Origin of the sequence: Microbacterium sulfonylureivorans, from assembly GCF_003999995.1 — a bacterium.
In the GTDB taxonomy this organism is placed as follows: Bacteria; Actinomycetota; Actinomycetes; order Actinomycetales; family Microbacteriaceae; genus Microbacterium; species Microbacterium sulfonylureivorans.
The window spans coordinates 74,052-88,670 of record NZ_RJAD01000001.1 but is presented as its reverse complement, the minus strand read 5'-3'; the positions used below and the strand labels follow the sequence as shown (position 1 = coordinate 88,670).

12 protein-coding genes are annotated in these 14,619 nt (G+C 72.4%); 6 read left to right on the top strand and 6 right to left on the bottom strand.

Annotated elements, in window-relative coordinates; translation table 11 throughout:
* Window positions 1–24: 24 nt before the first annotated feature.
* Together EER34_RS00435 and EER34_RS00430 are read right to left on the bottom strand one after the other, a co-directional pair.
* The gene (locus EER34_RS00435) at window positions 25–2,145 is read right to left on the bottom strand and encodes a RecQ family ATP-dependent DNA helicase (RefSeq protein ID WP_240642053.1); all 2,121 of its coding nucleotides are present in this window, start codon (window positions 2,143–2,145) and stop codon (window positions 25–27) included.
* A 59-nt stretch (window positions 2,146–2,204) separates the two neighbouring features.
* Window positions 2,205–3,404: an acyltransferase family protein gene (locus EER34_RS00430; RefSeq protein WP_127472629.1), complete on the bottom strand. Its 1,200-nt coding sequence runs from the start codon at window positions 3,402–3,404 to the stop codon at window positions 2,205–2,207.
* A gap of 82 nt (window positions 3,405–3,486) precedes the next feature.
* Here EER34_RS00430 and EER34_RS00425 point away from each other — a divergent pair, with 82 nt between their 5' ends.
* From EER34_RS00425 to EER34_RS00405, 5 genes are all read left to right on the top strand, one after another.
* Window positions 3,487–4,941, top strand: coding sequence for a carboxylesterase/lipase family protein (locus tag EER34_RS00425; protein ID WP_127472628.1), 1,455 nt, complete (start codon window positions 3,487–3,489; stop codon window positions 4,939–4,941).
* Window positions 4,942–4,952: 11 nt separating this feature from the next.
* On the top strand, window positions 4,953–5,834 hold the full coding sequence (locus tag EER34_RS00420; RefSeq protein ID WP_127472627.1) for an alpha/beta fold hydrolase: 882 nt from the start codon (window positions 4,953–4,955) through the stop codon (window positions 5,832–5,834).
* Between the two features lie 121 nt (window positions 5,835–5,955).
* Window positions 5,956–7,107, top strand: coding sequence for a N(5)-(carboxyethyl)ornithine synthase (locus EER34_RS00415; protein WP_127472626.1), 1,152 nt, complete (start codon window positions 5,956–5,958; stop codon window positions 7,105–7,107).
* A 76-nt stretch (window positions 7,108–7,183) separates the two neighbouring features.
* Window positions 7,184–8,383 (top strand): LLM class flavin-dependent oxidoreductase, encoded by a 1,200-nt coding sequence (locus tag EER34_RS00410; protein WP_127474211.1) that lies wholly within the window; start codon window positions 7,184–7,186, stop codon window positions 8,381–8,383.
* A 1-nt stretch (window position 8,384) separates the two neighbouring features.
* Window positions 8,385–9,035 (top strand): FMN reductase, encoded by a 651-nt coding sequence (locus tag EER34_RS00405; protein ID WP_127472625.1) that lies wholly within the window; start codon window positions 8,385–8,387, stop codon window positions 9,033–9,035.
* 3 nt (window positions 9,036–9,038) lie between these two features.
* Here the strand turns inward: EER34_RS00405 and EER34_RS00400 are convergent, their stop codons facing one another.
* Both EER34_RS00400 and EER34_RS00395 read right to left on the bottom strand, forming a co-directional pair.
* Window positions 9,039–9,902 carry a DNA/RNA non-specific endonuclease gene (locus tag EER34_RS00400; protein ID WP_127472624.1) on the bottom strand — a complete coding sequence of 288 codons (864 nt, stop codon included), beginning with the start codon at window positions 9,900–9,902 and terminating at the stop codon, window positions 9,039–9,041.
* A complete protein-coding gene (locus EER34_RS00395) occupies window positions 9,899–10,513 on the bottom strand; it encodes a DedA family protein (protein ID WP_127472623.1) in 615 nt (204 codons plus the stop codon). Before EER34_RS00395 ends, EER34_RS00400 begins: the two co-directional genes overlap by 4 nt.
* Before the next feature lie 151 nt (window positions 10,514–10,664).
* On the opposite strand from EER34_RS00395, the gene EER34_RS00390 reads away from it, so the two are divergent.
* A complete protein-coding gene (locus tag EER34_RS00390) occupies window positions 10,665–12,635 on the top strand; it encodes a GDSL-type esterase/lipase family protein (protein WP_127472622.1) in 1,971 nt (656 codons plus the stop codon).
* A gap of 34 nt (window positions 12,636–12,669) precedes the next feature.
* On the opposite strand, the gene EER34_RS00385 is transcribed toward EER34_RS00390, so the two are convergent.
* Together EER34_RS00385 and EER34_RS00380 are read right to left on the bottom strand one after the other, a co-directional pair.
* The gene (locus tag EER34_RS00385; RefSeq protein WP_127472621.1) at window positions 12,670–13,353 is read right to left on the bottom strand and encodes a response regulator; all 684 of its coding nucleotides are present in this window, start codon (window positions 13,351–13,353) and stop codon (window positions 12,670–12,672) included.
* The gene (locus EER34_RS00380) at window positions 13,350–14,609 is read right to left on the bottom strand and encodes a sensor histidine kinase (RefSeq protein WP_127472620.1); all 1,260 of its coding nucleotides are present in this window, start codon (window positions 14,607–14,609) and stop codon (window positions 13,350–13,352) included. Before EER34_RS00380 ends, EER34_RS00385 begins: the two co-directional genes overlap by 4 nt.
* Window positions 14,610–14,619: the final 10 nt, after the last annotated feature.

The window sequence follows — 14,619 nt, the reverse complement described above, 5'->3', positions numbered from 1 at the left end:
CCTCCACCGAGGTGCTCGCGGCGGCTAGGCCCGTGCCGCCAGCGCGAAGGGCAGCACCGGGCCGGCGCCTGCCTGGCGCAGCCGGCGCCCGGCGACAGTCATCGACCAGCGGCTGTCGACGAGGTCGTCGACGAGCAGCACCGGAGCGCCCTCGAGCCCTGCGAGCGCACCCGCGAGCGCCGGACCCACGGCGAAGCTGTCGGCCACACCCGCCAGCCGATACGCGCTGTTGCCGCCGGCGCCGCCGGGACCGGTGCCGGTGAGCTCGAGCGCTCCGAGGAGGGGAAGACGGCCGACCTCCGCGATCGTGCGGGCCAGCGAGGCCACCAGCGTCGGGTGCGCGCGGGACGGCATCGCGATCACCGCCGCCGGCCGGGTCTCCCAGCCCCAGTCCGCGAGCACGCGGACGCACGCTGCCGCCATCGCGGGCGATACCGTCGCGTCGGGCGCCCCGGGCGCGAACAGAGCGCGCAACGGCCCGCCCCACCCGAGGTCGGTGAGCCGTGCGAGGGCCCTGCCCGGCTCGAGTCGCTCGCCCGGGGCGATGTTGCCGCGCAGGTCGATCCCGAGGCGGATCATGCCGCTGGGCCACTGGGCGCGCGGCTCGACCAGCACGCCCACGCGGTTCATCGCGGCGTCGGCGGCCGCGGTCGTCTCGGGGGAGAGATCGGTCGGATACCAGGCCTGCGTGCAGTTGTCGCAGCGACCGCACGGTGCGGCGGCCGGATCGTCGAGCGCCCGCTGCAGGAACTCCATGCGGCATCCCGACGTCGTCTCGTACTCGATCATGGACTGCTGCTCGCGCGTCCGCGCCTCCGCGATGCGCCCGTACCGTTCCGCGTCGTAGGTCCACGGCGCCCCCGTCGAGAGCCAGCCGCCCTGCACGCGGTCGACCGCGCCGTCGACGTCGAGCACCTTGAGGAGCAGCTCCAGCCGGCTGCGACGGATGTCGACCCGGGCCTCGAGCGCGACGGTCGAGAGGGGACCTCCCTCGTGGGCGAGCTCGTCGAGCACCGCCTTCGCCTTCCCCTCGTCGGGCATCGACGATGTGGCGAAGTACTGCCAGATCGCCTGGTCCTCCGGTCCGGGGAGGAGCAGGACGTCGGCCCGCGCGGTCGCGCGCCCCGCGCGGCCGACCTGCTGGTAGTACGCGACGGGCGTCGACGGCGCCCCGAGGTGGATGACGAACGAGAGGTCGGGCTTGTCGAAGCCCATGCCGAGCGCGCTCGTGGCGACCAGGGCCTTCACCCGGTTCTCCTTCAGCAGCCGCTCGGACTCCTCCCGCTCGGCGGTGTCGGTCTGCCCGGTGTACGCCCTCACCTCGTGGCCGGCTTCGCGCAGCAGGCGCGCGGTGTCTTCGGCCGCCGAAACGGTGAGCGCATAGATGATGCCGCTGCCCGGAAGGTCGCCGAGGTGGCTGAGCAGCCACGCCAGGCGGGTCGCGGCATCCGGCAGCCGGAGCACGCCGAGGCGCAGCGACTCGCGTGCGAGGGGCCCGCGGATCGTCAGCACCCCCACCCCGCCGGCGCCGAGCTGCTCTTCGACGTCGTGCACGACACGTTCGTTCGCGGTGGCCGTCGTGGCCAGCACCGGGACGCCCACGGGCATGCCGGCGATGAGGTCGCGCAGGCGCCGGTAGTCGGGCCGGAAGTCGTGGCCCCAGTCGGAGATGCAGTGCGCCTCGTCGACGACGAGCAGGCCGACGCGCGCCATCAGAGCAGGCAGCTGCTCATCGCGGAAGCGCGGATTGTTCAGACGCTCGGGGCTGACCAGGAGCACGTCGATCTCGTCGTCGCCCAGGCGGGTGAGGATGCCGGCCCACTCGAGGGGATTGGCCGAGTTGATGCTGGCCGCGCGCACGCCCGCCCGCTCGGCCGCCGCCACCTGGTCGCGCATGAGGGCGAGCAGCGGCGAGACGAGGATGGTGGGCCCGGTGCCGCGGCGACGCAGCAGCAGCGTCGCGACGAAGTAGACCGCCGACTTGCCCCATCCCGTGCGCTGCACGACGAGCGCTCGGGCGCGCTGCTGCACGAGCGTCTCGATCGCCTCGAACTGGCCGTCGTGGAACGAGGCGTCGTCTCGGTCGACCAGTCGGCGCAGCGCTGCAAGGGCCTCGTCGCGCAGGTCGGTGGTGTCGTCGCTCACCCCGTGACCGTACAGGGCGTCGCCGACGTTCGGAGACGCGCCGACGTCGCTGTGGTCGCTCACCCGTTCTGGCGCGGATCGGCGTGCGTCCGCGGCGGCTTCGGCTGCTCACGCGGGCGGCGGGAGCCCGTCGGGTCGCTGCGACGGCCCTCGCGACCGGCCAGCGTACGGTCGGCGAACAGCCAGCCGGGCCGAGGTTCGACGAGGGGGCGGAACACCGTGCGCACCGGCCGGGTCGCGAGGCCCAGGGCGATGAGCACAGATGCGACGATCACGATGGGCAGCCACAGCCAGGTGGGCTCGAGGTCGCGCAGGATCCCGGACTCGCGGAACGGATACAGCACGAAGGAGTGCAGCAGGTAGACGTACATCGTGTACTGGCCGAAGTGCGTCCACCAGTGCGTCCCGAGGGGGAGAAGCGCGAAGAAGGCGGCGCTGAGCACGATCGCGACGACCATGAGCGCGAGCCGCACACCGCCGGCCCACCACTGCGTGCCGCCGAGCGCGGCGTAGTTGTCGTCGTAGAAGAGCCACTCGCGCAGGTTCATCGCGCGCCAGTCGTCGACGAAGAACCAGGCCGCCCAGCCGGCGAGCGCGAAGAGGCCGATCGCGGCCAGCGTCGCCCCCCAGCGGCGCCGCGCGAGGAGCCCGAGCCGCTCCACGACGTCGTGCTCGCGCAGCCACCAGCCGAGGGTGAAGAACGGGAGGAGCCCGAGCGTCCGCGAGAGCGAGAAGGTCGAATCGATGTTGGGCAGGTAGCCGGCGCCGACCGAGATCAGCACCGTCCACAGCAGCGGCCAGCGCAGGAGCGCCAGGTAGGGCAGCACCAGCCGGAAGATGCCGAGCGCGAGGAGGAACCACAGCGTCCAGGACGGCTCGGTGATGTTCGGGTTGGCGCGGCCCTCGACGAGCCATTTCGTCAGCGTCCAGAGGCCCTCGAAGATGACATACGGCAGGAGGATGTCGGTGACGACGCGTGCCATCTGCCGGCGGCTCGGCGGATCCGACTTGGAGAAGTAGCCCGAGATGATCGCGAACGCCGGCATGTGGAACGCGTACACGAGCAGGTAGAGCCCGAGCGCGATGTCGGAGTCGTAGGTGAGCCGCTGCACCGAGTGCCCGAGCACCACGAGCACGATGCAGGCGAAGCGGGCGTTGTCCCAGAACGGAACCCGTCGCTTGACGCGCACGGCGCCCGTGCTCCCGGTGGGCGGGGAAGCGGGGGATGCCGCGCTCGCGGCGTTCGCTGGATCGGTCATGGCGCGAAGCCACCCTATCCTGGGGGTCTCGGCCGTCGTCAGCGCGGCGCCGAGAACCCGCGACGTCGCCGAGGAGCACCGAATGCCCGATTCCCCCGTCCTGTCGGTCTCGAGCGGGCTCGTGCGGGGGGTGAGAGAGGACGGGATCGACCGGTTCCTCGGCATCCCGTACGCGGAGCCGCCGGTCGGCGAGCAGCGCTTCTGCGCTCCGGCCCCTCGGCAGCCGTGGGAGGGGGAGCGGGATGCCTCGGCCTTCGGCCCGACCGCGCCCCAGGCCGTCTATCCGCCGACGCTCGCCCCGTACCTGCCGACGGTCGAGGTCGCGGGCGACGACGTCCTCACGGTGAACGTCTGGACGCCGTCGGATCGCGCCGAGCGCGGGCCCCTGCCCGTCCTCGTGTACGTGCACGGCGGCGCGCTCAGCCGCGGCTCGGCTGCGCTCCCGGGCTACGACGGCACGACGTTCGCGCGTCACGGCATCGTCTTCGTGTCGGTCCAGTACCGGCTCGGCCAGGAGGGCTTCGGGGTGCTCGACGGCGTGCCGCAGAACCTCGGCGTGCTCGACCAGCAGGCGGCGCTGCGCTGGGTGCGCCGCGAGATCGCCGCATTCGGGGGCGATCCGGGCCGCGTGACGGCGATGGGGCAGTCGGCCGGCGCGAACACGCTCACCGCGCTGCTCGCGCTTCCCCACGCCGCGGAGCTGTTCGACCGCGCGATCCTTCAGAGCGGTCCGCTGGTCGCCCAGCCGCCGAAGAAGGCGAGCCGGATGACACGTGCGATCGCGAAGCGTCTCGGCGTCGCGCCCACGCGGGCGGGGTTCGCCGCCGTCGCACCGGCGGACCTCGTCGCGGCACAGACGGAGGTGGCGGCCGGCGGGTCTCCGCTCGGACGCGGGCCGACCGTCGCGCTCGCGATCGGCGGCGCGGCCGTGCCGGTGAACCCGCTCGATTCGCTGCTCGCCGGCGCGGGACGCGGCATCCCGGTGCTGATCGGCTCCACCAGCGAGGAGTACCGTCTCTGGTTCGTCCCCGGCGGCGCGATCGATCGCATCACCGCCGCCACGCTCGCCCTGGCGCGCATGGCGGCGCGCGTGCCCAAGCGGGTGCTCGAGGCACATCGCCGAAGAAGCCCCGACGCGTCGCCCGGTCAGCTGCTCGGCGAGGTGATGACCGACGTGCTGCTGCGCGGCCCGATCACGCGGTTCGCCGACAGCCGAACGGACCGCGGCGCGCCGACGTGGGTGTACGAGTTCCGGTGGCGAAGTCCCGTCGACGGCCTCGGCGCCGCGCACGCCATGGAACTCGGGTTCGTGTTCGATCTCCTCGACACGCCGGACGCGATCGCGCTCGGCGGACCGGACGGTCCGCGTGCGCTCGCCGACGCGATGCACGGCGCGTGGGTGTCGTTCGTGATCGAGGGCGACCCCGGGTGGGAGCGCTGGTCGTCCCGGCGCCCGGTGCAGGCATTCGACGCCGACGGCGGTCACATCGACTACGCGCCGAGGCAGGATGAGCTCGCAGGGCTCCCGGAGGGGTAGTCTTCCGCGCGATGACAACGATCGACGACGCTCTCGCGAAAGACCGCGCCATTGCCGACATCGACTGGCGCGTGTTCCCCGAGGGGACGGTCCACGACATGTTCGCCGCGCCGAGCGGCGACCTGGCGCGGGTGCGCCTCGGCGACCCCGACGCGCCCCGGGTCCTGCTCGTCTCCGGCGTCGCGGGGTCGAAGGAGGACTTCGTCCTCCTGTTCCCGCTCTTCGCCGCAGCCGGCTACCGGGTGGAGTCGTACGACCTGGCGGGCCACTACGGGTCGGTCGACGCGGGCCCGCAGAACCTCGACCCGCCCCGCGAGCACTACGACTACCGGCTCTTCCTCGACGACTTCATCGCCATCCTCGAGGACGGCGCCGCTCCCGTGCACGTCCTCGGCTACAGCTTCGCCGGCCTCCTCGCCGAGCTCGCCCTCGTCGAGCGCCCCGACCTGTTCGCGAGCATCACGCTGATGGCCGCCCCGCCGGCGACCGGCCAGGTCTTCCGGGGGGTCAAGCACATCGGGCCGATCTCCGACATGCCCCCGCACCGCGCCGCCGGGCTCATCCTGTGGGGGATCCGCTACAACCTCAACCGCACGCCGCCGCTGCGGATCGCGTTCGTGCGGGAGCGGATGGCGGTCACCCAGCGGCCCGTGATCGACGACGTGGTGGGACTCATGATGGCGACTCCCGACTTCGCCGACGAGGTCGCCGCGACCGGCATCCCGAAGCTCATCGCGGTGGGCGAGTCCGACCTGTGGCCCACCGAGCAGCACGCGGAGTACGCCGAGCGGATCGGCGCGCACGTCGCGGTGTACCCCACGGGCCACGCGCCGTGCGAGACCGCGCCGCACCAGCTGGTGCGCGACATGCTCGCGCTGTTCGCCGAGGCCTGATCGAGCGGATGCCGCGGCCCGGCGGCGCCGCGAGGTCCACGGTGTGATCCATGCCGGCGATGCCGGGTGTAGCGTCGGGATCCCGGGGACTCACCTGCCCTCCGCACGGAACGAGGCCACGATGTCCGCTGCTGCTCTGACGCTCGGCGTGATCGGCACGTCTCTCAAACCCGACGAACGGCGGGTGCCCATCCACCCCGCTCATTTCGAGAGACTCCCGGGCGACCTGCGCGAGCGGGTCATCCTCGAAGCGGGATACGGCGAGCGTTTCGGCGTCGCCGACGACGAACTGCGTCCGCTCGTGGGGCGGATCGCCTCGCGCGAGGACGTCATCGCGACCTCGGACGTGGTCCTGCTGCCCAAGCCCCAGCTCGACGACCTCCGCCGTCTCCGCGACGGTCAGGTGCTGTGGGGCTGGCCGCACCTGGTCCAGGACGAGGCGATGACCCAGCTCGCGATCGACAAGCGGCTGACGGTCATCGCCTTCGAGGCGATGAACCATTGGGGGACGGACGGCGCATTCGGGCTGCACGTCTTCCACATCAACAACGAGCTCGCCGGATACTGCTCGGTGCTGCATGCGCTGCAGCTGTGCGGCTCGACCGGCGACTACGGCCGGCGCCTCACGGCCGTGGTGATCGGCTTCGGTGCGACGGCCCGCGGGGCGGTGACCGCGCTGCGCGCGCACGGCGTGCACGAGGTGCGCGTGCTGACCAACCGGCGGACGGCCTCGGTGGCCTCGCCCATCCATGCGGCGCACATCATCCAGTTCGACCACGACGACGAGCCCTACCTCAGTGAGGTGATCACCGACGACGGGCGCGTGCCGCTGGCGCCGTTCCTCGCCGAGAGCGACATCGTGGTGAACTGCACGCTGCAGGATCCCAACCGTCCGCTCCTCTACCTGCGGGAGAGCGACCTCGGCGCGTTCCGTCCGGGGAGCCTCATCGTGGACGTCTCGTGCGACGAGGGGATGGGCTTCGAGTGGGCGCGACCGACCTCCTTCCACGACCCGATGTTCACCGTCGGCGACACGATCAACTACTACGGCGTGGACCACAGTCCGTCGTACCTGTGGAATTCCGCCAGCTGGGAGATCAGCGAGGCGCTTCTCGGGTTCGTGCCCGTCGTGATGGGCGGCCCGGCCGCGTGGTCGGAGAGCGAGACGATCGATCGCGCCACCGAGATCGCCGCCGGCGTCGTCAGGAACCCCGCGATCCTCGAGTTCCAGCGACGGGATTCGGCATTTCCCCATCGGATCGGAATATCCTGACGCAAGCCGCGTTGCATGAGATACATTCACATGCATAGAAAACGCGAGGAGCGACGTGAACGACATCACACCCCAGATGCAGTTCGGCATCTTCACGGTGAGCGACATCACCGAGGACCCGACGAACGGCACCACGCCGAGCGAGGCGGAGAAGATCCGCAACGCCATCACCGTCGCCAAGCACGCCGAAGAGGTCGGGCTCGACGTCTTCGCCCTGGGCGAGCACCACAACCCGCCGTTCTGGTCCTCCTCGCCCACGACCACCCTCGCGTACATCGCCGCGCAGACCGAGCGCCTCATCCTGTCGACCGCCACGACGCTCATCACCACGAACGACCCGGTGAAGATCGCGGAGGACTTCGCGATGCTGCAGCACGTCTCGGGGGGCCGCGTCGACCTGATGATCGGCCGCGGCAACACCGGACCCGTGTACCCGTGGTTCGGCAAGGACATCCGCCAGGGTCTGCCGCTCGCGATCGAGAACTACAACCTGCTGCACCGCCTGTGGCGTGAGGACGTCGTGGACTGGGAGGGCCAGTTCCGCACGCCTCTGCAGGGCTTCACGTCGACTCCGCGGCCGCTCGACGGTGTCGCGCCGTTCGTGTGGCACGGCTCGATCCGCACCCCCGAGATCGCCGAGCAGGCCGCCTACTACGGGGACGGCTTCTTCGCGAACAACATCTTCTGGCCCAAGGAGCACTACCAGCGCCTGATCGCCCTGTACCGGCAGCGGTACGCGCACTACGGCCACGGCACGCCCGAGCAGGCGATCGTCGGCCTCGGCGGCCAGGTCTTCATGGCCGCGAAGTCGCAGGATGCCGTCAGTCAGTTCCGTCCGTACTTCGACAACGCCCCGGTCTACGGCCACGGGCCGTCGCTCGAGGACTTCAGCGAGATGACCCCGCTCACCGTCGGGTCTCCGCAGCAGGTCATCGACCGCTACGCCGCGATGCGCGACTACTACGGCGACTACCAGCGCCAGCTCTTCCTCATCGACCACGCCGGCCTGCCGCTGAAGACCGTGCTCGAGCAGCTCGACATCCTCGGCGGCGAGGTCGTCCCGGTGCTCCGCAAGGAGCTCGCCGAGAACCGCCCGGCCGACATCCCGGACGCCCCGAGTCACGCGAACCTCGTGAAGGCGGCGTATGGGGACGCGGCACCCCGCCAGGCCGTTCCCGGTGCGAACCGCGGCGACAACCTCGTCGGCGACAGCCCCTACCGCGACACGCCCGCTCCCGCGGGCGCTGCATTCGGCCTCGGCCGCAAGGAGGCGTGACATGACCACGGCAGCACGGCGCATCGCCGTCATCTCGGCCGGGCTCTCGAACCCGTCCTCCACCCGTCTCCTCGCCGACCGGCTCGCCGCGGCGACCGCGAAGCAGCTCGCCGAGCGCGACATCGAGGTGAAGGTCGACGTGTTCGAGCTGCGCGACTACGCGCACGACATCACGAACAACCTCCTCACCGGGTTCGCGCCGCCGGCGCTCGAGTCGATGGTCAACGCCGTCGTCTCGGCCGACGCGGTCATCGCCGTGACGCCGATCTTCTCGACGAGCTACTCGGGGCTGTTCAAGTCGTTCATCGACGTGCTCGATCCCGACGCGCTGACCGGCAAGCCGGTGCTCATCGGCGCGAACGCGGGCACGGCCCGCCACTCGCTGGCGATCGACTACGCCATCCGGCCGCTGTTCACGTACCTGCACGCCGAGCCGGTCTCGACGGGGGTGTTCGCGGCATCGAGCGACTGGGGCGCCGCGGGCGACCAGGTCGCGCCGCTCGGCGAACGCGTCGATCGAGGCGCGCGGGAGCTCGCCGAGGCGATCGCCCGGCGCGAACCGGCGAAGAACGACGACCCGTTCGATCCGGCGAACTATCTCGGCGAGGGGCGTTCGTTCGGCCATCTGCTCGGCGGTCTCGCCGGCGAGTAGGCGTCAGCCCAGCACCACATCGTCCGCTGCGCGGAGGGGGAGCCACGCGTCCTCTCCGCGCAGCGTCGTCGGCTGCAGCACGTCGGCATCGACCAGCGGGCCGAGATCCACACCCGTGAGGGCCTCGATGTCGGCGATCGGCACCTGGAACGTGCGGTACGCACCGAGGCGCTGCACGGCGACGACACCCTGCGCGTCATCGATGAGATCGGACTGGTCGAGCACGAACCCGGCGGCCTCGAGCCGCGGCATCCCGTCTTCACCCTCGGACGCCCATGCCGCCACCTTGAAGAAGCGGCGCGGGATGCCGACACCCCGGTAGGGCGGATCGTCGGCGGCGAGCACCGGAGCCGTGAAGACGCTGACGCGCCGATCGGTCGTGTCGGCGTACTCGAGCACGTGGTCCTCGAGTCCGAGCCAGAGCTCTTTCGACTGGTTGAAGGCACCCGCCTGCGGCGCGGCGTTCGCGTACGAGAAGGTCGCCTCGGTCGCGGCGCGGGCCTCGGCGACCGTGCCCCATCCCGGATCGCGGCGTCGCACCAGATGGCCCCTGTCGAGGTCGTTGTCGGCGTAGACCGCCGGCCCGGTCTGGTCGGATGCCGGCACGCGCGGGTCGAGCTCCCATTCGCCGGTGCGGGGGAGGTCGCGCAGCGTCGCGCCGTCGATGTTGACGCCGGTCATGGCCGCGAGGCGGCGCACCGGGTCGAGCAGCACGGTGAACCGGGGGTACGGCAGGTCGTGGAGGCGCGCACCGCCGACCGGCCGGGGAAGGGGGACGGGGATGCCGAGGAAGCCGTCGTCGTATCCGGCCGGGGTCGCGTCTGCCACGCGTCCATCCTGGCGTGCACCGCCGACGCCGAGGGTCATGCCTCGGGCTCCGCCTGCGTGTCTCGGCGGCGCCAGACCCGCGAGAGCACCGCGTCGAGAGCGAGTCCCAGCGCGACTGCGACGACGATCGACGCGATGACGGCCACGGCCGGGCCGCCTGGAAGGATCCGGGCGACGACCGCGCCGATGAGCGCCTGGTAGGCCGCCCACGCGCACGCCGCGACCGCGACGATCGCGGCGTACCGGGGCGCGGGAACGCGGGTCGCACCGGCCACGATGTTGACCGCGAGACGGGCGAACGGGATGAAGCGCGCGGTGAACACGACCGCGCCGGCGCTGCGATCGAGGCGTGCCCGCGCCCATGCGAACGCCGACCGTGCGCGAGCGGTGCGCATCCATCGCCAGCGCTCGAGCCCGACCGTGCGTCCGACGACGAAGCAGCAGACGTCGCCCGCCATCGCAGCGACCGCGGCGACGGCGATCACCGCGGCGAGCGGCGGCGACCCCGTGGTGACCGACAGAGCGCCGAACGCCGTGACGGCGGCCTCGCCCGGCACGACGACGAGGAACGCATCGCCGAGCACCAGGACGAACAGCAGCGGCAGCGCCCACGGCCCCGCGGCGAGCTCGGCCAGCAGCTGCTCGGTCACGCCCCCTGGCTACCAGGTCCCGGTGAACGCCCGGCGAACGCGCGTCGCGAGATCGTCGGGCAGGTGACGCCCCGGCGTGGATCGGGTGAACACTCGTGGCGGAACGCCGGTTCGCGGCATCCGCCGGGCGCTGCCCGGTCACGCTGGAGCCGTGAGAGTCGCGCTGCTCGCCGAATCGTTCCTGCCACACATGAACGGGGTGACGGGTTCCGTGCTCCAGGTGCTGCGCCACCTCGCAGCCGAAGGGCACGAGACCCTCGTCATCGCCCCTCGAGCCGGAGCGGTCGACGGCGACCTCCACGGCGCCCGCACCGAGCTGCTGCGCTCGGTGCCGCTGCCGGGGTATCCCGACGTGCGGGTGGTGTTCGCGCGCGCCGCCCGCCTCACGTCGATCCTCCGCGACTTCCGACCCGACGTGATCCACCTGGCGTCGCCGTTCGTCCTGGGGTGGCAGGGGCTCGCCGCCGCGGACGCGCTCCGCGTGCCCGCCGTGGCCGTCTATCAGACCGACATCGTGGCGTACGCGCGGAAGTACGGGATGCCGCATGCCACCGCACTGGTCGGGCGCCACGTCTCGCGGCTGCACCGCCGCGCCACGATCACGCTCGCGCCGTCGTCCTCGGCGATGCGCCAGCTCGACGAACTCGGGGTGGACCGGCTGCGTCGGTGGGGCCGCGGCGTCGACAGCGTCCGTTTCGCCCCCGACCGCCGCAGCGAGCCCTGGCGAGCGAGGATCGCCCCGGGCGAGACCGTGATCGGCTACGTCGGTCGCCTCGCACCCGAGAAGCAGGTCGAGGACCTCGCGGCGGTCGCCGACCTGCCCGGCACGCGCCTGGTCATCGTCGGCGACGGTCCGTCGCGTACCGCCCTCGAGCGGATGCTTCCCCGCGCCGTCTTCCTCGGCCACCTCGACGGCGGCGCGCTGGCTGAGGCCCTGGCGAGCTTCGACGTCTTCGTGCACACCGGCGAGAGCGAGACCTTCGGGCAGACGATCCAGGAGGCGCTCGCGAGCGGGGTGCCGGTGGTGGCGACCGGCGTGGGCGGTCCGGTCGACCTCGTGCGCTCGAGCATAGACGGCTGGCTCTACCGCCCCGGAGACCTGCGCGACCTGCGCGAGCGCGTCGTCGATCTCGTCGGCGACGAGGGCAAGCGGCGCGCGTTCGCGGCATCCGCGGGTGAGTCCGTGCGCCATCGCACGTGGGAGGCGCTCTGCCGCCAGCTGGTCGGGCACTACGAAGACGCGCGGACGCTGCGGCCCATCGACGACGCGCTGCTCCAGCGGGCCGCCACCCGGCCCGGGGCGCCCCCGACGCCGCCCGCCGTGCGCCCGCGGTGGTCGCGCTACGTCGCCCTCGGAGACTCGCTGACCGAGGGCCTGTGCGACACCTCGCGCATGCCGGAGGGACAGCATCGCGGCTGGGCGGACCGGCTCGCCCAGCTGCTCGCGCACGAGAGCGCCGCGGCGGAGCCTCTGCGCTACGCGAACCTCGCCGTCCGCAGCCGCCGCGTGCGGGACCTCGCCGAAGAGCAGCTTCCGGCCGCCCTCGCGCTGAGACCCGACCTGGTCTCGATCCTGATGGGCGCCAACGACCTCGTCGGGGGCCCGGTCGACATCGCGGCGCTCGCCGCGGAGGTCGAAGCCTCCGTTCGCACCCTGAGGAACGCGGGAATCGACGTGCTGCTCGTCACGCCGTTCCTGCCGCGCCGGAGAGCGGCAGCGCTGCTCGCGCGGCGGTTCGCGGCGTTCGCGTCCGAGCTGCGACGCGTGGCGGCCGACACCGGCGCGATCCTGCTCGACATGGAGTCCCTGCCCGCGATCGGCGACCTCGAGCTGTGGGCATCGGATCGCGTGCACCTGCGCTCCCGCGGACACCGATTCCTCGCCTACCGTGCGGCCGATGTGCTGGGCGTGCCCGATGCCGAGGCCCTCGGCGGGCTCGATGCGGCGCTCCATGTCGACGACGACCCGGTCGCGCAGGGCACGTGGCTGCGACGCGACGTGCTGCCGTGGGTATGGCGCCGCCTCCATGGGCGGAAGGCGGGCGACGGCCTCGCGCCGAAGCACTCCGGGTACGTCGTGATCGGAGGGCGCGGCGACGTCCGGTCCCGCGCGCGCACCTGAGGCTCCGACCCGTTCGGTTCGGCGCCCGGACCCCTCAGACTCCGTCCCGCCAGACGTACTCCGACTCCGGCCGCCCGGGACCGCCGTACCGGGGCGAACGCACGACCCGCCCGGCCTCGACGAGGTGCTCGAGGTAACGCCGGGCGGCGACCCGAGACATCCCGAGCCGCCCGGCGGACTCGACGGCCGACACCGGGCCGTGCGTCCGCACATCGGCCGTCACCTTGGCCAGAGAGTCGGCCGACAGCCCCTTCGGGAGGGCGACGGGGACAGAGGGGCGGAACGCTCCGAGGAGCGCGTCGATCTCGGACTGGGTCGGCGCCCCGGCAGCCTCGGCCGCGCGCCGACGATATTCGCGGTACTGCTCGAGCCGCTCGCGGAAGACGCTGAACGGGAACGGCTTCACGAGGTACTGGGATACGCCGAGGCTGACCATCTGTCGGACCACATCGGCGTCGCGGACGCCGGTGATCGCGATGACGTCGACGTCGGACCCCCGGGAGCGGATGTGCCGGAGGACGTCGAGCCCGGTGCCGTCGGGCATCGTCACGTCGAGCAGCACGAGGTCGATCTCAACGGGTCGATCGAGGATCGCCGCGATCGCCGCCCTCGCCCCGGTGCACTCGGCCGTCACCCGGAATCCCTCGAGCCGCTCCACGTACGTCCGGTGGAGCTCGAGCGTCAGGGCGTCGTCGTCCACGAGGAGCACGCCGGTCACGGCTGCCTCGCCGGGAGTGTCACCGTGAACGTCGTCGGTGCGGGAGTGATCGAGACCTGGCCGCCGGCGTCCTCCACGATGGAGCGCACCAGGGCCAGGCCGATGCCGCGGCCGTCCGCGCCCGCCGGCTTCGTGGAGAACCCGTGTTCGAACACGCTCTCCCGCAGGGCGTCCGGGATGCCGGAGCCGCTGTCGGACACCACGATCCGCAGCGCGTCGTGCGCGGCCGGCTCGAAGGCGATGCGGACCCAGCGCGGGGGCTCGCCCGACGCCGCGGCGTCCAGGGCGTTGTCGATGAGATTGCCGACGACCGATACGGCGTCGACGGGGGAGAGGACGCTGCGCGGCGCGGCGGGATCGATCTCGGCGCTCCAGTCGACGCCGTGCTCGCGGGCCTGCGCGGCCTTGCCGAGCAGCAGCGCGCCCACGGTGGGGTCGCCGTCGCGGCGCGCGGCGACCTGGTCGACCAGCGCCTGGCTCTGCCGGGAGGTCTCGGTGAGGATCTCGATCGCCTCCCGCGTGCGGCCCAGCTCGAGCAGCGACACAGCGGTGTGCATGCGATTGCCGTGCTCGTGGGTCTGCGCTCGGAGCGCCTCGCCGAGGGTGCGCACGGATTCATACGAGGCGACGGCGTCACGGATGCTTCCCGCCGGCAGATCGCCGGCGAGGCGCCGAGTGGTGCGCCGCGCGAGGATGGCGCCCGCGAGTCCGGCGACGAGTACGGCGAGCGCGATGACGATCACGAACGGGAGCCGCGGGAGCAGGTCGGAGGCGATGCTGCCGACGGTGCGGCCCACCGACACCCAGCCGACGACCGTCCCGTCGCGCTCCACCGGGACGATCGTGCGCACGGACGGGCCCAGCGTGCCGGTGAACTCCTCGGTGAGGGACGAGCCGTCGGCCGGGATCGTGCCGAGGTACGGGCGGCCGATCTCGGCGGTGTCGCGGTGGGACACCCGGATGCCGTCCGGCGTCATGATCGTGACGAAGTCGACGCCGGCGGCGGACATGATCGCCTCGGCGAGCGGCTGCAGGCTGGTCGCCGGATCCTCCTCGGACAGCGCCGCGGCCACCGAGGGCGTCACGGCGATCGACGTCGCCACGCCCCGGGTGACCTCCTCGGCCTCCGCCCGGGCGGATCGCTGGGCGTCGAGCACGAGGAGCAGGGCGAGCACCACGACCAGCACGACCACCCCCGCCGCGACGGCGACGAAGACGACCGAGGCGGCGCTGACCCGGCGGGCATCTGCGGGCATGCGACCTCCT